Origin of the sequence: Enterovibrio gelatinilyticus (genome assembly GCF_028683095.1) — a bacterium.
Taxonomy (GTDB): Bacteria; Pseudomonadota; Gammaproteobacteria; order Enterobacterales; family Vibrionaceae; genus Enterovibrio; species Enterovibrio gelatinilyticus.
Genome location: NZ_JAJUBC010000003.1, coordinates 150,043 through 173,810, shown reverse-complemented (window position 1 = coordinate 173,810; position 23,768 = coordinate 150,043). Strand labels below are relative to the sequence as shown.

Genomic DNA, 23,768 nt, shown 5'->3' with positions numbered 1-23,768 from the left:
TTGGTTTTTAACTATCGTGACCATAGTTGTTATGTTTGAAGGTATAAAGACGAGCTTTGGTTATCGGAGAGGGTAAATTGAGTATTGGAAATCAGTGTAGACCAGCGAGGAAACCAAGCGCCTGTTTCACTCTGATACAAAGCAAACAATCTAACTTAAACGCACTATAACTTTAAATGCTTGCCTCAAATTACGCTCAGTTAGGGAGTAAACATCCAACGTGTTTCTCCAGACATTTAAGTATCACCCACTCAATGACGTGTGAATGAGTGATACCTATAGGAAGGTTTTATAGTGGGCTTTCTGGGCGCGTTTAGAATTGCCAGCGTTCAGTTTTACCCGCTTCAGATGAGTGTTGGGCGAGTTCTAGCGCGTAGATGACTTTGACGGCGTCATAGGTATCAACTGGCGGTGGTGTACCATTAAGAATAGCGCTGGCTAACCCTGCAAAGAGTTCGGAATAGCAGCCATATTCTAATTCAATGTCCTTTTCGGTGACGTTGTCACCAATTTCTAGCTTGCCTTGGTGTTGCTGGCGGCCAAATTCTGAATAAGTGGCTGTGACACCGTCACGCAATTGCTGTTCTTGAACATCTAAGCCAGCACAAGTGAACGTCGCTTTATCACCTTGCACGACAAACCTTGCTCCATTGCCAGAACGAAATGGGCTGGAACTTAAGATGATTTCCTTGTCTGGGTAATGGAATGTTATTCGGAAGTAATCGGTGGTTTGAGATTGGTCTCTCATTGATTTGCAGCAAGCTGTAATGGATATAGGTTCGCCAAACAAGAAGAGGGCTTGATCAACGAGGTGAGACCCTAAGTCATACAGAATTCCCGACCCTTCGCCGGGTTGTTCGCGCCAACGTTGTCTGACTTCTGGGCGAAACCGATCGAAATTTGATTCAAAGACTCGTACGTTGCCGAGTTTTCCTGATTCGATGAGTTCTTTTGCGGTAAGAAAATCGCCGTCCCATCGTCGGTTTTGATAAGGGCACAGTACTTTTCCGCGATGATTCGCAATGCGAAGGAGATCGAGTCCCTGGCCACTATTCACCACAAACGGCTTTTCTAGTAGTACATGACAGTCAGCTTCTAGCGCTTGTTTGGCGAATTCATAGTGGGTGTGATTGGGGCTGGTTATCACAACGAGGTCAAGTTCAGCATCTCTAAGCATTTCTTCAATGTTTGAGTAGTAACTTGCGTTAGGCAGTTTCTCTTTCACTAACGTTTGGTTTGAAGATACCACCGCGACTGGCTCAAAATCAGGCAGCACAGAGAGAAATGGTAGGTGGAAAGTTTGTGCAGAAAAGCCAAAGCCAACAATACCCGTACGAATCATTATGTGATCCTTGTAGTTCGTAAATACGCATAGACAAGTAAAGTCTAACCGAAATCGTGCTGCAACAAAGCACCGCGAGCGCGAGATTGGTTTTTTATAGCGTAGTATTGTTAAGCCGCGAAGTCGTTGCAAAAATGCGCCTAGCATCAACTAAGAACTGTTTTATTCGGACGAACGCGTTGATTATTATGATGACGAATCCATGCAAACAATGACGCCCCTTAATTGGGGCGTCAGCTAAGCGTCGTGATAACAAAAGGCATTAAGCCAAAATAACCGGGTAGTGATGTTGTGGATGCGGCATGACGTCCACTGGCCAACCGTATACAGATTCGATATTGTCGGCATTGAGCACCGAATCAGGCGTGCCATCAGCCTCAATGTTACCCTTGTTTAGCATGATGATGCGGTCACCGTACTGTGCAGCCAGATTAAGATCGTGGATCACGGCGATCACGGTTGATCCCTCTTTTGCCATGCGTTTAGCAAGCCGTAACGTTTTGTGCTGGTGGCCAATGTCTAACGCTGAAGTCGGTTCGTCCAACATGAGCACGGTGTTTCTTTCTGCCTTAGATATTTGTGTTAGCACGCGTGCGAGGTGAACACGCTGCTTCTCACCACCAGATAAACTCGGATATAAACGTTCTGAAAGGTGCAAAACATCGGTTTGTGTCATGTTGTAGGTGGCTATCTCTTGAATCTCATGGTTAGACGCACTTAACGCGAGACCACCTAGTTCCACAACTTCTCTCACGGTAAAACCAAACGTTAGGCTGCTCGATTGAGGAAGTATGCCAACAGATTGTGCTAACAATTCTGGTTTCCACTCATGTGCTCGTTTTCCATAGAGGGAAAGTTCCCCATCACATTTCCATTCGCGACTCAGCAATTTGAGAAGGCTACTTTTGCCTGTGCCGTTTGGTCCGAGAATGATCGTGAGTTCGCTGGGGTTAAAACTAAGATTCACCTTATCTAAGAGAACCTTGTTGCCCATTGTGAGTGATGCACCGCGGATATCGATACTCATTAGGCTAATCGTCCTCGTTGTTTCAGCAGTAAGGCTAGAAAGAATGGAGCGCCAATCGCCGCCGTGACGATGCCCACGGGAATTTCCAGCGGGGCAACGATGGTTCGCGCTATCATGTCTGACACGAGCAAGATAAGGCCACCCAACACAAGTGAAACTGGCAATAGCGAGCGGTGGTCAGGGCCAGTAAGCATGCGTGCAATATGGGGAACAACCAATCCAATAAAGCCAATCATCCCTGAAAGTGCAACGGTAACGCCAACCCCAGCCGCTGTGAGCAAGATCAACTGACGTTTGAGTGACTGAACATCAATGCCTAAGTGGCGAGCTTCCGCTTCACCTAGAAGCAGAGCATTGAGTTTTTTGGCATTTCTTTGGTAGAAAAATGCCAGCAAGAAAAGGGAGATGTAGGCGAATGAAATGGAGTCCCATGAAGCACCAGCCAAAGAGCCCATTGTCCACAATGAAAGATCACGTAATGCTTGATCGTCTGCAAAGTAGTTAAGCAGACCCATGCCAGCGCCAGCAATTGCACCAAGGGCAACCCCGGCTAAAAGCATAATTGTGACTGACGTGCCATTACTGTTTGTACCCATATAGTAAATGGCAAAGGTCGCAAGGGCACCGCCAAGAAACGCGAAAAGGGGAACGGTTCCGAGGGTAAGAAGAGCCGTGTGACCAATCATCCCGCCAAACAACACAATCGCAATAGCCGCACCTAATGACGCACCGGCGGATACGCCGATAATGCCAGGGTCAGCAAGCGGGTTTCTGAATAGCCCTTGCATGACAGCACCACAAATGGCAAGAATGCCACCGACTGCGATAGCCAGCAACGTTCTAGGCAACCTGACTTGTTGGATAATGACGCCGACGTAATCGGGAAGGTCACTTTGTATTATTGCATTTGGGATCAAGGCTTTTAAGCTGTCTGAGAAACTGATATCCATCGGGCCTAAGGTGATGGAACTGACCATTGCAACGTAAAGCAGTGTAGATGCGATGAGTAGCATCCATTTCATTGGTACACGACGTGTGTTTATCTCGTTCATTTTTTCTAGTTACTTCGCTGCGGGTTCGATATCGTCGTTAAAACGGGTATTGATAGAGGTCGCAAGATCTAAGCTCGCCAACCCGAAACCACCAAGGATTGCGTGACCTTGAATCGGAATCACTTTGTTATTTTGGAAAGCGGGGGTTGCTGCCAACAAAGGTTGTTGCTTTAACATGCCTTTTAAACCGCCAATTTGGCTCAACGTGCGATCTGATACCAGAATATAGTCGGGCTGCATTGTGACGATTGCTTCTGCTGACAGTTGTTTGTAACTCGTGCTTTCTTTGGCTGCAGGGTTAACGCCACCGGCTAATTCGATGACGGTGTTTACAGTCGTTTCATCGCCAGCGACTGTCATTGGACGACCATCAGAAAGCATCATGAAAAGCACTGAAGGGGCGGTGTCTGGCTGTTGTGATTCTAGTGTTTTGATTTGCTGACTCACGTTGGCTTTGATGGTTTCACCTTGATCCAACGTGTTGGTTAGCTCAGCAATGGTATCAACGCGCTCGTTGAAGGCTTCGACCGAATTGCCGGTTGGCAGAGTTTCAACGTTAACACCCGCTTGTTTAAGCAGTTGCAATGTCGTGTCTGGACCCATATCAGGAGAGCCAAGCAGATGGGTAGGGCTTAATGCCAACAAACCTTCTGCAGCAAGCTGTCTGTGGTATCCCAACACGGGAATCTCTCTGTCATTGAGGTAATGGCGACTGGTCAGATCGATAGCGATAACTTGTTTATCCGCACCTAGGGCAAAAAGGAGCTCGGTGACGGTTGAGCCCGCACTGATAATGCGAGTTTCATCAGCATTAGCGAAAGGACTCAGTAGTAACGACAAGGTAAGAGAGAGCGCTTTTATTGATTTAGTCGTGTTCATTCTTCTTCCATCACAATGTTAGTAGCAGTAATTTGGTTTTGTTGCATGAAGGCGAGGACTTTTAACATGTCTTCCACTGCTGCGGATTTGTCAGCAGCAATGACAACCGTCTTGTTAGGGTTGGCTTCAATGGTTTCTAAAAGGGTTTGCGTAAAAGAAGGCCAATTGTCGATTGGCTGTCCTTGAATCGCCCATGCAGGGGAATCTGCAAGGATATTGATGGCAATCATCTGCTGTTCTGGTGACGCCAGTACCCCTGAGTCTTGTGTTTGGGGAATCGCGATTTCCATGCTTTTGAATTCGACATTTGCCGTGAGCAGAAGAAACACCATCACAATAAAAATGATATCCAGCAGCGGGGTAAGATCAGGCGTAAATGTGCTGATTTCGCTGTCTGAACGAGAACGGATCATGCCGCACCGTCCTGGACGTTTGGACATGAAACAACTGGATTTGCACAAGGTGCGCATTGGGTTGTTTTCGCTCTGCACATTTCACTTTCGTCGAAAGACACGCCAGCAAGGTGCAAGTTGAAGTGATTCAACACGTACTCGATCTTTGTGAGTGTGCGATCCGCCCAAAGCGTGAAGACTTGAGACGAAGCAATAGCGGGTAGAGCGATCAACAAACCAGCGGCTGTGGTAGACATCGCTAGTCCCAATCCATCGGCTAACTCAGCGGGAGAGATCCCACCTTGTGTGGCAGACAAACCTTTGAACATCTCAATCAAACCTAGAACTGTACCCAATAAACCGATAAGTGGGCTAAGAACACCAATGATGTTGAGTAACTTAAGTCCCGATGTGAATTGGCGACGTTTCTTTTGCAGCCAGATGCTTACTGCTTCTTCACGAAGTGTTTTGGTAAACTGACGATGGCTGATCAACATACAAAGCCCTTGAGATAAGGTGCTTTTTTCATGTTGATGAATCTCCACGTAGTGGTCGAGTTCTTCATCGTTAGTCAGCGATAAGGTATAGATCTGCTTCTGAAGGCTTTTACTGTGAGTTTTCGTATTTAAAGCCATGAACAACAGGCGCTCAACGATCAACATAAGCGTGAGCGCTGAAAGCAGCGTTAAAGGCCAAGTCATGATGCCAAGTTGAGCGTGAATGGATGAGAAAAATTGTAGATCCAACATAATTAATCCAGATTAAAACGAACAGGAATTCTGACGCGGTGCGCGAGAGCCACACCATCTTGTTTGTAGCCGTTAAAGCGCCACTTTTTGACAGCGTCTAAGGCGGCGGTATCAAGTTCCTTGAAGCCGGAACTCTTCAAAATATTTTGAACAGTTTGATTGCCATCTTTATCTAACCAAACTTCAATTAAAACATTGCCTTCCATACCTCTGCGTTTAGCGATACGTGGATACTTAGGCTGGCTTGGACGCACTTTAAAAGCAGGGCGTTCAACGAGTACTGGCGCACTGTCTTTGGCTTGATTCATTTGCGCATCCGCCACGTTATCTTGTGGATCGCTGTCTGCGTTTTCTTCAGGCTTTATGGGGGTTGGCAGTATTTTGTCTACCGGCTTTTTCTTAAACGGTTCTATTTCAGTTTTCTTCTTTTCAACGGGTTTTGGCTTTGGCTCTTCAACATGCTTAGGCTTTTCTTTTTTAGGCTGAGGCTGCTCAACCTTCTTAGGTTTTGGTAATGGTTTTTCGGCCTTGGCTTCTACGATGGGTTTCTTTTCGGGAGGCAAGGGCTTAGGAGTCGGTTCGACCAAAGGTGGCGTCTCCTGAATCTCAGGAGCGAGCGGTTCTTTATCTTCGACTATCTCTTCCGACAGGGCCTTTGGCTGAGGCGTCGCCGCGGCCACAAGCTGAATAGCTACACGATGACCGGTTTGGACATCACTCATCGAAAATTCGGGTGTGGGTGGCTGTTGTGCATACAAAGCCAAACTGTGTAATGCAACTGAAACGACACCACAAACAACGTACCGTCGAGCGTTCACACTTTTCTCCTACAACGTGAAAACGGCTGAAACTGAGTGCATTATGCATGAAATAAAAATGAGATCAATTATCAGTTGCATTATCGTTTGATATGCATAAGATAGAAAACGAATTGAAAACAGGCCGTTGTGTGGCGCTGTTGTCTGTAGAAGGTCGTTTCAGGCGATGAAGTTTGATTTACACAATGTAGAACTCGTGGGACAGCAAACGCCTGACCCATTACGTTTTGCATTTCAGCGAAAAAAAGGCCCACATGCTGGTGGCATGATGCACGCCGTTAAAGGGGAGGAAATTCAGACCTCTCTTGAAAACGCACACTCATTAAAACCACAGAGTGCGCTCGCACCACGTTGTCTGTACATCCATATTCCTTTTTGTCGCGTTCGTTGCACTTACTGCAATTTTTTCCAATACGCGTCAAGCAAGTCTTTGATTGAAAGCTACGTTGAAGCACTCCGTGAAGAGATCCGTTGGAAGGCATCTCAAATTTGGACGCAAGCCGCACCATTCCAAGCGGTGTATATCGGCGGCGGAACGCCAACGGATTTGTCGGCAGAGCAAATTCGTACCATCGTGTCTGACATTCGCAGCCAATTTCCGCTCACACCAGATTGCGAAATCACGCTAGAAGGGCGTATTAACCGATTTGGCCCTGAGAAGTTTGAAGCTGCGTTAGAGGGCGGTGTTAATCGTTTCTCATTTGGTGTTCAAAGCTTTAACACTGCAGTGCGTAAGAGTGCAAAACGTTTTGATGAGCGTGAAGAAGTGCTCAAAACCATCCAGAACTTGGTTTCCTATAATGCAGCACCGATCGTTCTTGATCTGCTTTACGGATTGCCTCATCAGACACTTGATATATGGCAGCAAGATCTTGAGGACTACCTAGAGTCAGGCGCGCATGGTGTGGACTTGTATCAGCTTATTGAGATGCAAGGCTTACCAATGGCGAAGATGGTTGAGCAGGGCAAACTGCCACATCCCGCTGACACGCAGATGAAAGCGACCATGTTTGAAATGGGCGTGAAATTCATGGCCAAACATCATCAAAAGCGTCTGAGTGTCAATCACTGGGCGTCTGATAATCGTGAACGCAGCATCTATAACTCGTTGGCAAAGACCACTGCAGAAATCATGCCTTTAGGTGCGGGTGCGGGCGGTAATGTTAATGGCTGTCAGATGATGCAAACCCGAGATATGGACACTTATATCTCTGCGATCACAGATAGGCGTTACCCTGTCACTATGATGACGATGGCGCCTGCTAACCGCGCTGTTTCTGCGGAAGTAAAATGTGGCTTTGATGCGGGTGTGCTAGCGCAGCATAAGCTGGATCGGGTGGCTGGTGCAGGGACCTTTGCAGCCCTTACGCCTTTGTTTGAAACCTGGGAGAGCAACGGCCTGGTCTATCTTGAAAGAAGCGGAAGCGATATTGAAGGTCGTGGTTATTTGACATTGACTGTCGCGGGGCAATTCTGGGGGGTGACATTGGCTCAAAACCTTATTGAAGTGCTTCAAGGAACATCCGGTCAAACACCACCTAAGACTGAGGGCGGTATGCCGTCAGCAATGCCTTCTGGCATGGTGCCAGGCAAGAAAATGCCCGTATCTATGGCATCGTGATATGGCATCGTAATTTGCATTATCGCGCATGATGTTAAGTGCAAGATGTACTGAACAAAGAATTGAATAGTAAAGCGGCCTCTGCCGCTTCATAGGAGTAGTACCACAATGCAACAAGCGATTATCGTCACGTCAGAGACCAAGCAACGCGTCGCTGACTACCTTTCTCAAGATGTTCACACGCCAGTATCCAATATGGTGGAAAGTTTGAACCTGACGGAAGGCGAAATCACTCTGGCATTGCCAGAAGAGATGATTGCACGCGCAGAAGGTTCATTGGCTCAAAGCATTTTGGAAGTGATGCCTAGCTGGGGAAAAGTGACGACCATCGTTCACTCTGGCGGTTCGGTGTTTGAGTTCAAAGCCGCGTTTCCTAAAGGAAAGTTCGCCCACGGTTACTACAACCTAATGGGGCGCGAAGGTCAGTTACACGGTCACCTTCGCCTTGAGCTAGTGTCTGACATCGTATTCGTGAGCAAACCATTCCGCGGCACAGAAAGTCACTACATCGGTTTCTTCGACTGCACTGGTCACTGTGTATTTAAGATTTACTTGGGTCGAGACAAAAAGCGTCAACTATTCCCTGAGCAAATCGAACTGTTTAATGCCATGAAACAGGAGTTGGCAAAATGATTGATAAGGCAGAGCGTCTACAAAATCGCCTTGGTCCGGAAATTCAAGAATTTCGTGATGCGCGTAAAACCCTTCAGCTAGGTACCGTTGATAAAGACGGCAAGCCGCACACAAGTTATGCGCCATTCGCATTTTCTGAGCAGGGTTACTACATCCTTGTCAGTGATTTAGCGACTCACGGTCAAAACCTGAAAGTGAGTAAAGCGGTTTCCATCATGATGATTGAAGACGAGAGCGAAGCGCGTTCTATTTTTGCCCGCCGTCGTTTGTCGTTTGATACCAATGCGGAGCTGATTGAGCGTGAATCTGCGGTTTGGCAGCAGGGCATCGAGGTGATGCAAGCGCGACTAGGCGAGATGATCGACAACCTAAGTCAATTGGGTGATTTCCGCTTATACCGCCTTAACCCAGTTATCGGCCGTTACGTGAAAGGCTTCGGACAAGCATTTGATGTGACAGGCGAAGATATGCTTTCTGTCGTGCACCTAAACGAAGGCCATGTTCAGAAAATGAAAGAGAAAATGTAATTTTCTCGATAAAGGCTCTGTGTCTGCAGAGCCTTCAAACACCAGCGTAACCCATAAAAATAATAATTCTATCGTGCTGAATTCAGCGTGAGCGGCCTTTTATTGCCTAAAAAAGAGTGAAGATCATGACAATCAAGAAGAACAAGCTGGCGCTTCTCGTGGGACTACTATGCGCCGGAAGTGCAGCCGCACAGGATGTGTACACTTTTGATGAAGTCGTTGTATCCGCAACACGTAGCGAACAGAGCATCAGTGATGTTGCTGTTTCAGTAGATGTTGTTGATAGCAAAAAAATTGAAGAAAACCTCGCCCAAGATTTGGAGCAGGCCGTTGCTAACGAACCCGGCGTCTCAATGCCAGGAACAGGGCGTTTCGGTAATTCAGGATTCAATATCCGTGGTTTGAGTGAAAATTACGTAAAAACCATGGTTGATGGCGTTGAACAACCAGTGTCGTTCGACCCAGGCGCAGATGTTATGCGCAAATACAATAACAACGTTGAAACGGATACGTTGCAGCGTATCGAAATCAACAAAGGGCCGTCTTCAAGCCTTTATGGTAGTGATGCGTTAGCGGGCGCAGTGATTATTCGCACCAAGAACCCCGAAGACCTATTGGTACCAGAAGGTGATGATACCTATGCCAGTGTTAAAACAGGTTACTACAGTGCTGACGAGAGCTATAAGGCGACGGCAACCATTGCGAACCGCACAGGCGACCTTGATACGCTATTGATCTTTACGCATCGTGATGGTCATGAAACCAAGACACACAGCAGCGGTTCAGATATTGAAGGCCGTGAGCGTGGCCAAGCAGACCCGTTTGACATCAATTCTGATAACCTTCTATTGAAAGCTTTTTATCAGATCAATGATGATCATCGCGTCGGTTTGACTGGCGAAATTTTCAATCGTGAGGCCGATGGCCTGATCAGTTCGAACGAAGGCTATGAAATCATGCCGGGTTTTGTATATACGCGTAACAGCGCGAACGATGAAGATAAGCGTAGACGTGTGACGTTTGAGCATGATTGGCAAGCAAACACCACGGCTTTCGACAGATTGAAGTGGCAAGTTACCGCACTGGAAAGTGAAAGCCTACACAACACTTTTGATGAAACACCCGAGCCGCCAACATCGTTTGGTCACGGTTACCGCCAGCGAGTGCGCAATGGCGAAGACAAGAGCACACAATTTGATGCGCAGTTCGATAAAGCATTCGACTTAGCAACGAGCTACCACGAGATCAGCTACGGCGTTAACTATATTACTAATGAGTTTAACCTCGACTATCGTGATATGTATTTAGAAGGCTCGAAAGCGGGTACACAAGCCGACAAGGCGGGTGATGTACCGAATGCTGAATCCGTTAAGTGGGGTATTTTTGTTCAAGACCAAGCGTTTCTGCTTGAAGAGCGTTTAGTACTGAATGCAGGCCTTCGTTATGACAGTTTTTCTGCAGAGCCGAAAGGCACTACCGAATATGCCAACTCAGAAAGTGACGCTGTCACTGCTAAGTTGGGGGCGGTATATCATTGGACAGAACGTCTAAGCAGCTATGCGAATGTGAGCCAAGGCTTCAAATCACCGACGTTACAAGATCTGTACTACTTCTATGAAACCGATGCGGCCTATGGTGCGGTTTATGAAGCAAACCCAGACTTGAAGCCAGAAGAGAGTGTTGGCTATGAAACGGGTCTGCGTATAACTCAAGATTTCGGCCGATTTGATTTCGCGGTGTACTACAACGATTACAAGAACTTCATCGAAAGCACCAAACTGGCTGATAACAACGGTGAAGGTAAAGAACTGTGGTCTAAGCAAAACATCAGCAAAGCCGAAATTTACGGTGCTGAGTTCAAAGCGCAATTGGCGTTGGATGTACTCTTGAACGCGCCAACTGGCATGTATTCCGACTTCAGTGTTGCGTACACCAAGGGTAAGGACAAAGAAAACGGTGAAGCGCTGGATACTGTCTCTCCGTTATCTGCATACTTTGCGCTGGGTTATGCCAATGTAGAAGGCACGTATGGCGGTAAAGTCGCGGTGAAGGCCGTTGCTGGTAAGTCTGATTCCGATTGGAGCAACGCGAACATTGATACCGATAATGTGTCAGCGCCGGGTTACGCTGTCACGGATATCACGGCTTATTACCGTCCAGTCTCTGATTTGACCGTTAGAGCAGGTCTTTTCAATGCCTTTGACAAAAAGTATTGGGAATACACGGATTTGATTGGCGCAGAGTCTGATACAGAAGGACTTGATCGTCGTACTCAATCTGGACGTAATTGGGGTATAGAAGCCGAATACGTTTTCTAACGAAACACGTAGAGTAATACGATAAAACACCCCGGCATTGCTGGGGTGTTTTCGGTTACACTTACACGTAAATCACAAAACAATAACGAAAATGAAAAGTTTGGAGACACAGTGAGTAATGCAGTTTTAACAACGCTTTCAACGCGGTGGTTAATCGATCAGGCAAAGAAGCATAAAAAGCAGCTGATATTTGCCAATTTTATTGCGGTGTGTGCCACATTGATCAGTGTGCCAATCCCGCTATTTATGCCTCTAATGGTCGATGAAGTACTGCTGAACAAGCCAGCTCATGGTGTTGAATTCTTCAACCACTTGTTGCCTGAGTCGCTACAGCAACCGGCGAGCTATATTGTGATGGTATTGTTGTTCGTGGTTGTCATGCGTATTGCAAGCCAAGCGCTAAACATCTGGCAGAGCCGTCAATTTACCTTGGTGTCTAAATCAATTACCTGCTTTATCCGTCAGCAGTTGCTGGATAAGCTCGGCCGCGTCAGCATGAAAGAGTTTGAAGAGCGCGGCAGTGGCGGTGTGAGCTCTCATCTTGTCACAGACATAGAGACGATCGATTCGTTTATCGGGAACAGTTTGAGCCGATTTGTGGTTGGCGTGCTTACCGTGTTCGGCACGGCTGTGATTCTTTTGTGGCTCGATTGGGCACTTGGCCTGTTCATTCTTTTGGTTAACCCGCTAGTTATTTTCCTGTCACGAAAAATGGGACAGCGCGTTAAACACCTAAAAAAAGCAGAGAACCAATCATTTGAACGTTTTCAGCAGCGTTTGGTAGAAACGTTAGATGGTATTTATCAACTGCGTGCCGCTAACCGTGAACGCGCTTATCTTGATGTTCTGAAGGGTGACGCCGAATCTATTCGTCATGATGCCGATAAATACGCTTGGCAATCGGAAGCGGCAAGCCGTGTGTCGTTCTTAATGTTCTTGATTGGCTTTGAGCTATTCCGCGCCGCTGCAATGCTTATGGTGCTATTTAGCGACTTAACGATTGGTCAAATTTTTGCGGTATTCGGTTACCTCTGGTTCATGCTTGGCCCAATTCAAGAGCTATTGGGCATTCAGTACGCATGGTTTAGTGCATCCGCTGCGATGAAGCGACTCAACGGTTTACTCGCCTTAGATGAAGAACCGAAAAGTGTATCTAAGCAAGATCCTTTGCTTGAACTTGATACCTTTGGTGTCGAATGTCGCGATCTCACGTTTGGCTACAACAGCGAAAAAACCGTATTGAACGGGCTTTCTCTGACGATACCTGCAGGTAAGCGTGTGGCGCTAGTTGGTGCTTCTGGCGGCGGCAAGTCGACCTTGATTCAACTTCTTTTGGGTCTTTACCGTAAAAACGATGGTGACATCATCGTTAATGGGCAGAGTGTTGAAGACATCGGCTATGAGACACTTCGTCAGCATACCGCTGTGGTGTTGCAGCAACCCGTCATTTTCAATGATACCTTGCGTGAAAATTTGACGTTAGGGCGTACCGATTTTTCCGATGAACAACTCTGGAAATCGTTGGAAATCGCTCAGCTGAGTGACGTGGTTGAACGCTTAGATGATGGACTGTCATCTCAACTTGGTCGCCAGGGTCTTAAGTTGTCGGGAGGACAACGTCAGCGCCTCGCGATTGCACGCATGATTTTGACTAATCCTAAGCTTGTCATATTGGATGAGGCGACGTCTGCATTGGATACAGCAACAGAAGCAGCATTGCATGATGCCTTGAACAACTTCTTACAAGGACGAACAACTCTCATTGTTGCTCACCGTTTGTCGGCAGTGAAGCAAGCGGACCTCATCTACGTACTTGAAGATGGCAAGGTGGCTCAATGTGGTAATCACCAAGACCTTGTTAATGAAGATGGTGTGTATCAAACCTTATATGGCAACTTACAAGTGGGTTGAGTTACTTCTGTATATACAATTAATAGCCCCGCGAAAGCGGGGTTTTTTATGTACTGTACAAAGAAATCATCACATTCGTAGCAAGAAAACGGAACAAAGATTCTGATTCATTTGCGCATCTGCTGCCAAGGCGATTCCGTGTGGTTCTTAAATCTAAAGTGGAAAGAGCGTGAGGTATGTTCCACGCTTAGAGGAGAGAGTTCAAAACGATCCCTTCATTACACGCAGTGAGAATCAATGAAAGTTATCTTGAAGTCAGATGTGACCTGCCCAAATTGCGGTCACGTGAAAACAGAGCTTATGCCCATAGGTGAATCAAAACAGCACTATGAATGCGAGAACTGTCATGAAGTATTGTTGGTGGCAGAGGGGGGCTGTTGCGTATTTTGCTCATATGGAAGTGTGAGCTGTCCGCCCGTTCAGGTAAATGGTACCTGCACGGACAAATTACATTGATTGGTGAGCGCTAGATTATTTACCTGCATCCTCTACAACCGTCTTTGTATTTATGGTTTAAATGCACCGAGTTTCATCTGCTTAACTTACGTATACCGTGCTAATCTTTCTCACTCTGGCATTCGTCATTGTGTATCATCAAGCGACACTTATCTCCCTAATCGGACAAACGTACGTTTGAATTATAATCACAAAAACCTTGGGTAATAGGCTCTGCAAGGCTTATCGCTCATAAGCTTTTGTTTGAATTCTTGAATAAGTGCAGGTACACACAACCATCTGATAGCAATAAGTATTCATCTCACTTGTAGACATTGCACTGACAAATTAAGTCGTCCTATAAGGGAAACTTATGGATGGAAAAGTTTGTGTGATGCAGTCAGCGCGACAATTTCGTCATTGTCTTAAAAATGATTCAGAAATAGACCCCGGTATGAAATTACACTCACGGCGAGAAAGGAGTTTATACCCAAGGAGAAAGTCATGAGTGTACACACATGGTATTGCCGTAGTTGCGAAGCTGAAACTGGCCACGAGGTGCGTGAAAAAGCACACCACGATCCAGCTATTCGTGCTTTAACGGCACCACCGCAAGATGAGCGTTTTGCAGAAGCATCAGAATGTACTTGTACTGTATGTGGTCAAGTGGAGTGGGTAGATGCGTCTGATATATTGAAGTTAGGTGTTCATGACTTTGGTGATTAAGGATGTACAAAAAAAGAGTGATAGATAGCTCTTTTTTATACCTCTTAACGCACTATAACTTATAATTTGTGTACCACTAAATATACCTACAATGATAAATCTAACACATGCAAATCATTTGGTTCAGCAATCAAAGAAGTATCTTTAGAGACAGATATGCTGGTGGCGATTGTGCTCATCAATTATCTCGATAAGGTGCTTTTTCTATGTAACAACATAGTGACTTCAGTTCATCTAAGGTTAAACGACTCAGGATTTTACTCAAAAGCACTAGAGCCAAATGGCGTGACGTAATACCATTGCGGAAAACAAAATAAAGATCAAAGGAAGAGATTTACCATGCCATTAATTGCTTGCCCTGTATGTGAAAAACAAGTTTCCAAGCGTGCGCTTTCATGCCCAGGATGCGGAGAACCGGATCCTGCGCGTTATCACTCTCGTAACACATGGCTAGGCCGCTTATTTTGGTTAGCGGTGTGGGTAGGAATTGGTGCGTTGGTTTGGATTAAGGTCGTACCTTTAGTCATGGACCTGTTCAAGCAATAGTCACTTATTGGGTGGGCAGGGCGACGCTCTGTCCACCTCAAAATCACAAGTATATTGCGTTATGGGTATCAGTGTTTCCTTCGTTCTTGTTGAAGGTGCTCCAATTAGAGAGTCGAAGGTGGGATAGCAATACGCCTGGTGAGCTTTCCCCAATCGCGATATTAAAAAACAAAGAGGCCGTCTCTTCGTCTCCTCCAAAGCACTGCTGAATGGCTGAAACAACAGTGTTCCTATCTGTACCTTCCGCAACTTGCTGTCTTACCCAACTGTATTCCAATGAACATTCGTTGATGATTGTTTTTCTGCCAAGCGTAAATGGTGTCATGATGCCTCCTATGCCAAGCATCTTGAGATTGTTTAGGTGAAGACCCAATTTTCACTTATGTTTCAGAAATATGACTCGTTCAATTACGCCATTAAATAGCAAACACAATACTCTGTACCTGACAAACGTCGCAAATGTAAGCAATCATCATCCTGTTTGTTTGGCGTTTTGATATCCGTATCAATGTATGTCACGCAATAACTGCACAGGATGCAGCCACGTTCCAAACGGGATCAAAAAAGTGCTGAGTAAAACGCAATTTTTCGCATTAGATCGATATCATCTCGCATAATGGTGGTACTTTTCGAATGTTTATAACTGTGCTGATATGACTATGAAATGGATTCTGACGAACTGGGTTCAGAAAAAGAAATACGAAAAGTTCTTTGACCGTGTAGAAGCTGATTTTTTTGGCAACGACAAGTACCAAGCCTACCTAGAAGAGAAGATACTAGGGACTTTACGCGACAGTGGTGATATCAAACCTAAACGGGCGGCAAAGATTATACTATCTTGTATTCGCCAAGCGTTGCTCGACAAGTATCTGACTGAGAACAGATATATCCGCTTCTTGATCGATAATAAAGCCGAATTCTTTGTTCAAAATGCCGACAGCACGGATGTAGTTGAAGGGTACGAGCAGATCATCAATAACTTCATCCATAACAAACAGCAAGAATGCTCAGATTACATACTGTCACATCTTCCCAAGTACTATCGAAAGTTTGCCGATCATATCGATGTCAACACCGACTATCCAGTGACGAAACAAGGTGAAAAGGACATGCTGGACGACATCATCATGCTGCTTAGTCACCACGAGCGCCTCAATTAGACCCCCGCCAATACTGTGTTAAAACACGCCAGTGTATATCATCAAACATACCCAAAGACGAACATCACACTATCTGCATCTAAAGTGACTTGTTAAGCACGTTGTCAGTCCTACCAATGTTTTAGCAAACGAACGTAGCCTTGTGTCTTTTTACTTTCATTCATGGCGCAGTGTGTCCTAGTAAAAGGCGACCATAAGCAAATGAGCAGGAGATTGACAGAATGACTTGTCGTCTTCCTAATAATGACTAAAATAACTGTATGTATAACCAGTAGTAACCATTATGCCTGCAATTCGATACCAACTTAATCGTCAATACGTTGTACTCGAGAGTAACAACCTGCCTACTGATCCCATGTTAATCCCAGCTTTTCTCAAAGACGGCAGCCTGATTTACTATCCATTTGGTGGATTTATGACTCGCCAAACACTGAATCATGAGCAAACCGTTCATCTAACTGACATCAACGGCTTTTTATCAGGCACCAATATCACATCGTCTTGGCGAGATGTAAGCAAGGAAACTTTGCTAGGCGCATTCATAAAAGGGGCTTACTTTGTTGTACTTAATCATGGACAGCCGATCATCACATCTAAACGCCCTCATTAACCTCCATAAGAATGCATCCAACGTTTTTGTGCTGCTAAAATCCATGTCATGATGAGGGTTTGGAGAGGCCAAAAACAAAGACCTTAAAGCAATGGCGCTTCTGAATTTTAGAGTGTGGTGCAATGACTTCGTCTTCGAGAAACGGTAGACCTATCGACACTAACCATTCATTCGACTATCTTTATATGCCTAATTTAATGGTCAAAGACTTCGGCATTAAACTAAAAATGAAATGGCTAAAATGGCCAAATACCTGATTGATGTTCAACCATCAATGCATGTTCTATATGCGACCACCAAAAGAAATGTTGCCTTCATCCGGTTTCTAAGCCTTAACCTTTTCATCAAAACTGTTTAAATATACAGTTCGCAATAGAGTACTTGAGGGAAACAGCAGTCATGAGAGATTCATTACGCAAAAAAGTCATCGACGTGTGCAACAAGAAAATCAACGCAAAAGGTGAGGGCGTCGGTGTGTCGTTCTATGCTTTCTTTGCGAATAAGAATGATGACCCTGAACTCTTAATGGAAGCTGCAACTTGGTGGATTCAAACCCATAGACTCGATCATTTTGTCAAAGCCAAACACATTATTGACCTTGTACAGAACGAGGCTTAACGCATTTTGAACAACAGGAAGGCAAACTAATGTCTGTAATTAGCCACATCACATTGGGAACCAATGATTATGAAAGGGCATCGGCGTTCTATGACGCGGTTTTACAGCCCCTGGGGTTAACACGCGTTCCAAAGCCGCCAGGAAAACCACCTCTTTATGCTAAAGATGATCAAATGCCGTTTCTCTATATCTATAAACCCATAGATGGAAGACCTGCCACTTGGGGAAACGGTACACACGTGGCGTTTAAAGCTGAAACACGAGAAGCCGTTGATGAGTTTTACGTGGAAGCACTAGCGAATGGCGGCGCCGATGAAGGTGCACCTGGTCTGCGCGATCATTTTGGGCCTAACTACTACGCAGCGTACGTCAGAGACCCTGATGGCAATAAGCTACAAGCCGTTTGTTATGGTGAATCAGACAGCTAGCTGCCGCCATGATATCTAAAGCTCATGACATAGAAGCTAAGAAAAGCAAAACAATCAAATAGGGCGCTAATACAATTTCGCGCCCTATATCTATCTATACCCAATCAAACTGGAGATGCTCGATTTCAGAGGTCATCAGTGCTTTCAGTTCAAGGCAAATTCTTGCAGGAATAGTCATTCTATTTCACAGGAATTTAACGATGAAGTGGACGCACTGAGGGCCTCCCTTCGGGCGAGTTTACTGACGCCATGCTCGGTGTTATCCCTTTTTGATGGAGACCACTACATCGGCAAAGGGATGCCTAGATCATAACGTCAGTAAACCTCGCTGAATCCTGCATCTTCAGGTTGTTTGGGTATATACCTATTGTTAGTTGGAGATAACAGAGAGGAGCTCTTTGTTCACGACGAGATTTCGTACACCATGAGCGTGATCTTCATCAAACGCATTCCCTTCACACCATTCAGCAACAGACGTTGCGTTCACTTTGGCAACCTTAGGTCTTACGCTCCAAGTCACTTGGAATGGCGACCCTTCTTCATTGTAACTTGGGCCCGTTGTTGAACCCGCATACTGAATAGGCTTACCCGTATTTTTCGGAATGTTGATAGCCTGATGTACGCCGTCTTTCTTCTCGTGTTCGTTTAGCTCTTCAAAATCCAACGCTGCGCTATCATTTACCACCACGTAAACTTGAGTTTCTACGCGAAGCTGTGGGTTTTTATTCGCATCGTTAAAGCATGAGCCCAAGGTTGCACCTGGTTCTACTTGTGCGGTGGTATGAACATAGTGCACTTCAATCGTATCACCAGGTTTAACATCACCGTGTTTGCTCGGGCAGATTTCACCTTTTACTGGTGCCAATTCAGCCGCACTCAACTTACCTGCATATTGGAAGCCACTCTGATAACCGTGGCCATCGCCGTTACCCGCATACTTGGTAAATTCGCCACCTTTATGTTCGGCATTTTTGTGGAAATGGATATTGCATAGATTCATCTGTGTATATGCCGGCGCAGCATTAAACGATAACGTGTTGCTACCTGCAGTTGAATCAATGTCACGTGGAGATTGAGGACCAAAGCCTTCGCCTTCAGTATTCTCTGCCAGCTCTTGACGCTGTTCCGCAATCACCTTGTCAGATACGGTCTCATGGCCGCTTTTTGCCATCGCACCAAAAGAGGCGGAGACGGCGAATGCGATGATGCACAATTTGGTAGTTTTCACTGGTTCATTCCCTTGGTTGTTGAGGTTTCATGGTACATCGCATCATGTCGCTAAGTTGAACGCGAATACCATCACTAGAGGGTATCTAATTTCTCGTACAACTTTCGCCAATTCACCAAGCAAATCCCGGATTCTAAGGCGGTGTCTCTGAATTGCGTCACATTGATGTATTGCTTCTTATTCGACTGTGATGCGCGCAGAAGATACGGTGTGATGAAAGAGAGCGTTAATGTAGGGATATGAGTTTGCCTGTGCTTATTGATTGCTCTGTCAATCAGAACAGTGACTTCAACAATTAGTTAATGGAAACCATCCACAAAAGACGAAAAGTGCGCTGATATAGAATTGCTACCTATGGAGAATCAACCGCAAGCCTCTATCCCAACGCCAAATTCTGCTCAAGCCTCAGCTCTGATCCTCCAACTTTCCAATGGGGATTTGAGGGGGTTGTTTGCTCGAAAAGCAAAGATTTGTATGTAAAGACAAAGTGAACGATTATCAGCACTGAATTCGAAAAAACAAAGCAAGTGAATATCTAAAGAAAGTTGCCACATAAAATGCCCGCTATTGCGGGCTTTTTATTCATCCTGAAACCTAGTTGAGACGTGCGATTTAGGAGACATTTTAACTTTGCTAAAAAGTGACATTACTACTTTGCCCTTACACCATCAGTGCGCATTATCTATCTTATGTTAAATAAGATATGCAGTAGATTGAAATGTACGCCACTCAGCTCTCTAACTACCCTTATTCTTCATTAATATCAGTCTATTGAACGTAATTGGCTATTTACCATAGGGACTACCTGGATAAATGCAACTGGGGGTTGTCGTACTTTCAGGGATAAGATTGCAGAGTACTTCATTAGTCTTTTATGAGCCGAATTCTCTTCACCCAAAGATTCAAAGGGTTATTTCATTGAAGCTACGTTTAACAATTTTTATGAATAAACGGTTCAATACCAAGCTCTACGTAAAACACTAAGGATCTTCTCTTTGGCATCATTTAACCTCTACCTGTAAGATAGAGGTTAAATAACTAATAGTTAATTTGCTCTAACCTTTCCGTGAGCCTCTAGCTCGATAAATTTAGATATGTTCTTCGGAGCTTTAGCTTTGAATAATTTATAAAATCGTTCATCATGCGTTGATATAATTATTTGCTTATTAAACATAATTGCTAAGTTTCTAAAAAGATCAATCGTAGATAAAACATTTATAGAATCCATTGATTGGACAGGATCATCAATCAAAATGCAGTCCACATCCTTCCCTTTATAAACCTCAGCGTTTAATGCCCTTGCCAAAAATATACTTAAGCTTAGTACACTAATTTGTGCTGAACTAAGATAGATATTGGGAGAAATTAGTGAATCACTACCATCATTAGTAAGGTAAACGTTCAATTTTGGCTTATTAATATCACTAAAAGTACATTCAAAAACTACTTTTTTGAATCCTGGATGAGGATCAATCTTCGAATAGATCTGATTAACTAGGTCAGAATAAAAGTAAGAATCTATTCTTTTCTTTAATAAGTGGTGGATTGAAGCTATATCTTCATTTAAAACTGATGCAATGTGATCTATTTTTTCTAATTTTTCCTGTTTTTTGTCTATCTTTTTTTCTATATTAACAGATTTTAAGTAGGTACAGTAAGAATCTAATAGTTCGAGTATGCCAGTTAGTTTAGAAGATATTGATTTGAATTTTTTGCTTTCATTCTCGATTTTTTCGTATTTTATGGATAATAAATCGTCCCATTCTTTTTCATCTAATGTATAAAGTTTTTTCACCTCACCATCTGACAATATCGAATTAATACCCTGAACCGACGCCTCTTCTTTCTGAACTGACGAGTTAATCATACTTAAATTGTCTTCAAATGTTCTTAAAGCTTCATCACTAGACATTCTTAAGTAAGATACAATTGATTGGGAAAGCTTCGTAAGTTCGGATTCCATCGCTTCAATATGAATTCTTATTTTATTTAAAGATACATTAAGATAATTTATTTTTTCTTCAAATTTTAACACGATAGAATTTTTATCAAGAGTGTTTATTTCACTCTCATTAACTTGAATAATATTAATTAGGAATTTTTCAAACTCCTCCACTTGGTCAAGATCTTTTAAAGTAGCACTATTATTGGTAATGTTAGCTTTTATACTAGCTGAGTCTTCATTATTTTTTATAATAGAGTGATTTGATTCATTAATGATTTTTTCTAATTTTACTTGAGATTTAAGTAAGAGAGAAACCTCATTTTCAATGTCTTTTAAAAGATCTTGTTTAGACTTTCCTTTAGTGTCAGAAATTTTGACATTAATTTGAGTCTCAATCTCATCTAATTTTTTTGAAATATCAGAAATTAAAGAGTTTAAGTTACTTGATTTTAGTTCAAGCTCTTCTAATCCAGGTTGGAGTAATGATATGCGCTCTAATGTCAAAAGGACATAACGATTTTTTATTTCATTAATCCAAGAGTTAGTGGATTCTTTCTTGGTTTTTAATTCCAATCTTTTTCTATATATAGGATCGATATAGTCTTTTAAATATTCGTTGTTCTCTATTTTCTCACAAAGATCTTCGTGATTATCAAAAGGAGTAAAACATAAAGGACAATTTAATACTTGTGCATTGGATGCCTTGCTAAGATATGTCAATCCATATGCTTGTAGTCTTTTCAACTCACTTTCATTTTCTCTAACATTAACTACTTCATGCTTGTATTTATTCTCCTCTAATTCAATTAGTCTTAATGTATTCTTCAGTTCAGATACTTCCCTGTAATCTTCTCTACTAATTAAATTTAGACTCTCCAGTTCTAATTCCCATGCACCATTATCAAATGGAACATTTCTAAGTTTTGAAATACTAACTTTAAGCTTGTCAATATCATTTTTCAACAATGAAGATTCTTGTTTCTTCATTTCTAAATCATTGATAATGACCGTTCTTTCAGTTTTTATTTTACTGAATTCATGAAATAGCTTATCTAAGTTATTTTTCTTGTTATTTAAAGCGTCAGTATAGGAAAAAATACTTCCCAGTTGTTCTTTCGAGTTTTCTATCAGTATATTTAAATTACTAGTGGACGAAGCAATTTCTAAAAGTTTTTGCTTTTGAGTACTGTTTTCATTAAACAGTGATGTGATTTTTTCTTTTGATTCTATATATGAACTGATTTTTTCATTAAAATTCTTTGTTATGTGGAGAGATTGTGTTTTTCCTTCTAGATTACGTTTTTCATTGGTTAAATTTTTATTTTTTACTTGAAATAGATTGTAATGTTGTTTTAGTTCAACTGTGTTCTCTTTCTCTTTAATTAGTTTCTTTATATTATTGAGTGATTCCTTATAAGTGAGAGCAAATTTTGCGATTTCTCGCTTGAGATGCTCTTGTTCTTGAGACTTTACTTCTATTTCATTTTCAAGTAGATACAACTTGTTTCTCAGTAAGAGTTCAACCTGATCTTTAATATTGTCATGCTCTATTCCATCAAAGCTTGGCAGATCAATGCCTAGATTAACAAGTTGACTTTTGTAACTTTCGAATTTAATTTTTACAATCGAATCGGTTTCCGTTTCGATTGATATATTAATAAGCGAATCCAAGCTCTTTTTTAGTTCTTTCCTTGTTGCATCAAGGTCTGTGATCGCATGATAAAGTTCAATTCGGCTAAGTTCTAAATTTTTAATTTCATCAGACTGGTATTCAATAAACTCCACATATCTTTGTTCTGGTCTCGACTCTCTAATATAACTATCTATTGCTTCTTGTGATAAAATAATTTTCTCAAAGAACTTTCGATCATCAGGCGTTTTACTTGGGTCGAAAGTGTAATCTCTAGCAACTTTATCTGAACTAATAGAGGTGCTAAATTTCTCAATCGTTGTATCTACTGTTATTTTTGTATCGAGAGCTAGAGGGTTATTGGTACTTCTCAGTATCATCTTACTACTAAAATCGTTACCTGAGTCATGAACTTGGTCAGTTGATAGCTTATTATTCATGGTTTTTACTGAAGGAACTCTAATAAATCTATGAATGTTATTCGTTATTGCGTAATCAACAGCATCATAAAAGGTCGTTTTACCATAACCATTTGGTGCATGAATAGCAACTAACTTTGCTGGCTCTTCGCCTATCATAAAATCGAACGTACTATCTTCTTTGTTCAGATATCCTTTAAAAGCTTGCATTTCAACCTTTTTAATTTTCATTATTATTTCCTAATAATATAGTTGAAATAAAGTGATTTCGTTCATTCTTTGTAAAGCTTGAATAAGATTTAGATATTATTTTTTCTGAAATATCGCTAAGAGATAAATGTTCGTCATCATCAACCTTTTTTGTTCTGTCGATATCAAAACCAAGCAGCTTAGTGTTGAGTGATTTTATAATATCAATATTGTCATTAACTTTTTCAATTATCATTTTTCGAACAAATATCTTATTACCTTCTATGGTACTCTTAAGTTCTTGACTAACATTTTCTTTAACGACATAAATTAGATATGTATTCCACCTTGAAAACTCACTAGGTAAATCACACAGAAAATCTGTACCTACTATCTGAGTTAAGTCAAACCAACCAGAAGCCAATTCGTTATTTGTTGAAATAAACTTAACAAATGCATATATTATATTATCTTTATCCAGTTCAAATCCATATAGACACAACCCATTGTCATCTTTAAGTATCGATGGAAACTCCTGTACACTATAAAAACTATTTTCTTTCAT

At 42.9% G+C, this 23,768-nt stretch carries 23 protein-coding genes; 12 read left to right on the top strand and 11 right to left on the bottom strand.

The features are described from left to right. Positions 1–313: 313 nt before the first annotated feature. The 7 genes from LRP50_RS03885 to LRP50_RS03855 all read right to left on the bottom strand — a co-directional run bounded on the left by LRP50_RS03885 (position 314) and on the right by LRP50_RS03855 (position 6,259). The gene (locus LRP50_RS03885; protein ID WP_274163177.1) at positions 314–1,342 is read right to left on the bottom strand and encodes a Gfo/Idh/MocA family oxidoreductase; all 1,029 of its coding nucleotides are present in this window, start codon (positions 1,340–1,342) and stop codon (positions 314–316) included. Between the two features lie 262 nt (positions 1,343–1,604). Next, entirely contained in the window at positions 1,605–2,369 is a 765-nt protein-coding gene (locus tag LRP50_RS03880; RefSeq protein WP_274163176.1) for a heme ABC transporter ATP-binding protein, read from the bottom strand. Further along, positions 2,369–3,421, bottom strand: a complete 1,053-nt coding sequence (locus LRP50_RS03875) for a FecCD family ABC transporter permease (protein ID WP_274163175.1) — start codon at positions 3,419–3,421, stop codon at positions 2,369–2,371. The genes LRP50_RS03880 and LRP50_RS03875 overlap by 1 nt, the downstream gene beginning before the upstream one ends. 9 nt (positions 3,422–3,430) lie before the next feature. Further along, on the bottom strand, positions 3,431–4,300 hold the full coding sequence (locus LRP50_RS03870; RefSeq protein ID WP_274163174.1) for a heme/hemin ABC transporter substrate-binding protein: 870 nt from the start codon (positions 4,298–4,300) through the stop codon (positions 3,431–3,433). Next, positions 4,297–4,713, bottom strand: coding sequence for an ExbD/TolR family protein (locus tag LRP50_RS03865; protein ID WP_274163173.1), 417 nt, complete (start codon positions 4,711–4,713; stop codon positions 4,297–4,299). Before LRP50_RS03865 ends, LRP50_RS03870 begins: the two co-directional genes overlap by 4 nt. Then, entirely contained in the window at positions 4,710–5,441 is a 732-nt protein-coding gene (locus LRP50_RS03860) for a MotA/TolQ/ExbB proton channel family protein (RefSeq protein WP_274163172.1), read from the bottom strand. Before LRP50_RS03860 ends, LRP50_RS03865 begins: the two co-directional genes overlap by 4 nt. Positions 5,442–5,443: 2 nt before the next feature. Next, complete coding sequence (locus LRP50_RS03855; RefSeq protein ID WP_274163171.1) at positions 5,444–6,259, bottom strand: energy transducer TonB; 816 nt, start codon at positions 6,257–6,259, stop codon at positions 5,444–5,446. Positions 6,260–6,425: 166 nt separating this feature from the next. Between LRP50_RS03855 and hutW the strand changes: the two genes are divergently transcribed. The 8 genes from hutW (at position 6,426) to LRP50_RS03815 (ending at position 14,976) form a co-directional block, all read left to right on the top strand. Then, entirely contained in the window at positions 6,426–7,880 is a 1,455-nt protein-coding gene (hutW, locus tag LRP50_RS03850) for a heme anaerobic degradation radical SAM methyltransferase ChuW/HutW (protein ID WP_274163170.1), read from the top strand. A gap of 108 nt (positions 7,881–7,988) precedes the next feature. Beyond that, a complete protein-coding gene (hutX, locus tag LRP50_RS03845; protein WP_274163169.1) occupies positions 7,989–8,513 on the top strand; it encodes a heme utilization cystosolic carrier protein HutX in 525 nt (174 codons plus the stop codon). Next, a complete protein-coding gene (gene hutZ / locus LRP50_RS03840) occupies positions 8,510–9,040 on the top strand; it encodes a heme utilization protein HutZ (protein WP_028022601.1) in 531 nt (176 codons plus the stop codon). Before hutX ends, hutZ begins: the two co-directional genes overlap by 4 nt. A 125-nt stretch (positions 9,041–9,165) precedes the next feature. Next, positions 9,166–11,358, top strand: a complete 2,193-nt coding sequence (locus LRP50_RS03835) for a TonB-dependent hemoglobin/transferrin/lactoferrin family receptor (RefSeq protein ID WP_274163168.1) — start codon at positions 9,166–9,168, stop codon at positions 11,356–11,358. A gap of 111 nt (positions 11,359–11,469) precedes the next feature. After that, positions 11,470–13,269: an ABC transporter ATP-binding protein gene (locus LRP50_RS03830; protein ID WP_274163167.1), complete on the top strand. Its 1,800-nt coding sequence runs from the start codon at positions 11,470–11,472 to the stop codon at positions 13,267–13,269. Positions 13,270–13,506: 237 nt separating this feature from the next. After that, entirely contained in the window at positions 13,507–13,725 is a 219-nt protein-coding gene (locus LRP50_RS03825) for a GDCCVxC domain-containing (seleno)protein (RefSeq protein WP_274163166.1), read from the top strand. Positions 13,726–14,208: 483 nt separating this feature from the next. After that, on the top strand, positions 14,209–14,430 hold the full coding sequence (locus LRP50_RS03820; RefSeq protein WP_274163165.1) for a hypothetical protein: 222 nt from the start codon (positions 14,209–14,211) through the stop codon (positions 14,428–14,430). A gap of 339 nt (positions 14,431–14,769) precedes the next feature. Next, on the top strand, positions 14,770–14,976 hold the full coding sequence (locus tag LRP50_RS03815; RefSeq protein ID WP_274163164.1) for a hypothetical protein: 207 nt from the start codon (positions 14,770–14,772) through the stop codon (positions 14,974–14,976). Between the two features lie 43 nt (positions 14,977–15,019). Here the strand turns inward: LRP50_RS03815 and LRP50_RS03810 are convergent, their stop codons facing one another. Next, positions 15,020–15,301, bottom strand: a complete 282-nt coding sequence (locus tag LRP50_RS03810; RefSeq protein WP_274163163.1) for a hypothetical protein — start codon at positions 15,299–15,301, stop codon at positions 15,020–15,022. 328 nt (positions 15,302–15,629) lie between these two features. Here LRP50_RS03810 and LRP50_RS03805 point away from each other — a divergent pair, with 328 nt between their 5' ends. The 4 genes from LRP50_RS03805 (at position 15,630) to LRP50_RS03790 (ending at position 17,792) form a co-directional block, all read left to right on the top strand. After that, the gene (locus LRP50_RS03805; protein WP_274163162.1) at positions 15,630–16,136 is read left to right on the top strand and encodes a DUF6985 domain-containing protein; all 507 of its coding nucleotides are present in this window, start codon (positions 15,630–15,632) and stop codon (positions 16,134–16,136) included. A gap of 283 nt (positions 16,137–16,419) precedes the next feature. Continuing rightward, positions 16,420–16,746, top strand: coding sequence for a hypothetical protein (locus LRP50_RS03800; RefSeq protein WP_274163161.1), 327 nt, complete (start codon positions 16,420–16,422; stop codon positions 16,744–16,746). 399 nt (positions 16,747–17,145) lie between these two features. Continuing rightward, positions 17,146–17,364: a DUF6500 family protein gene (locus LRP50_RS03795; RefSeq protein WP_274163160.1), complete on the top strand. Its 219-nt coding sequence runs from the start codon at positions 17,146–17,148 to the stop codon at positions 17,362–17,364. A gap of 29 nt (positions 17,365–17,393) precedes the next feature. Beyond that, positions 17,394–17,792: a VOC family protein gene (locus LRP50_RS03790; protein ID WP_274163159.1), complete on the top strand. Its 399-nt coding sequence runs from the start codon at positions 17,394–17,396 to the stop codon at positions 17,790–17,792. A 370-nt stretch (positions 17,793–18,162) separates the two neighbouring features. On the opposite strand, the gene LRP50_RS03785 is transcribed toward LRP50_RS03790, so the two are convergent. The 3 genes from LRP50_RS03785 to LRP50_RS03775 all read right to left on the bottom strand — a co-directional run bounded on the left by LRP50_RS03785 (position 18,163) and on the right by LRP50_RS03775 (position 23,768). After that, positions 18,163–18,963, bottom strand: a complete 801-nt coding sequence (locus tag LRP50_RS03785) for a delta-class carbonic anhydrase (protein ID WP_420791186.1) — start codon at positions 18,961–18,963, stop codon at positions 18,163–18,165. A 1,102-nt stretch (positions 18,964–20,065) separates the two neighbouring features. Further along, entirely contained in the window at positions 20,066–23,245 is a 3,180-nt protein-coding gene (locus LRP50_RS03780; RefSeq protein WP_274163157.1) for a hypothetical protein, read from the bottom strand. Beyond that, a complete protein-coding gene (locus LRP50_RS03775; RefSeq protein ID WP_274163156.1) occupies positions 23,235–23,768 on the bottom strand; it encodes an ABC-three component system middle component 1 in 534 nt (177 codons plus the stop codon). Before LRP50_RS03775 ends, LRP50_RS03780 begins: the two co-directional genes overlap by 11 nt.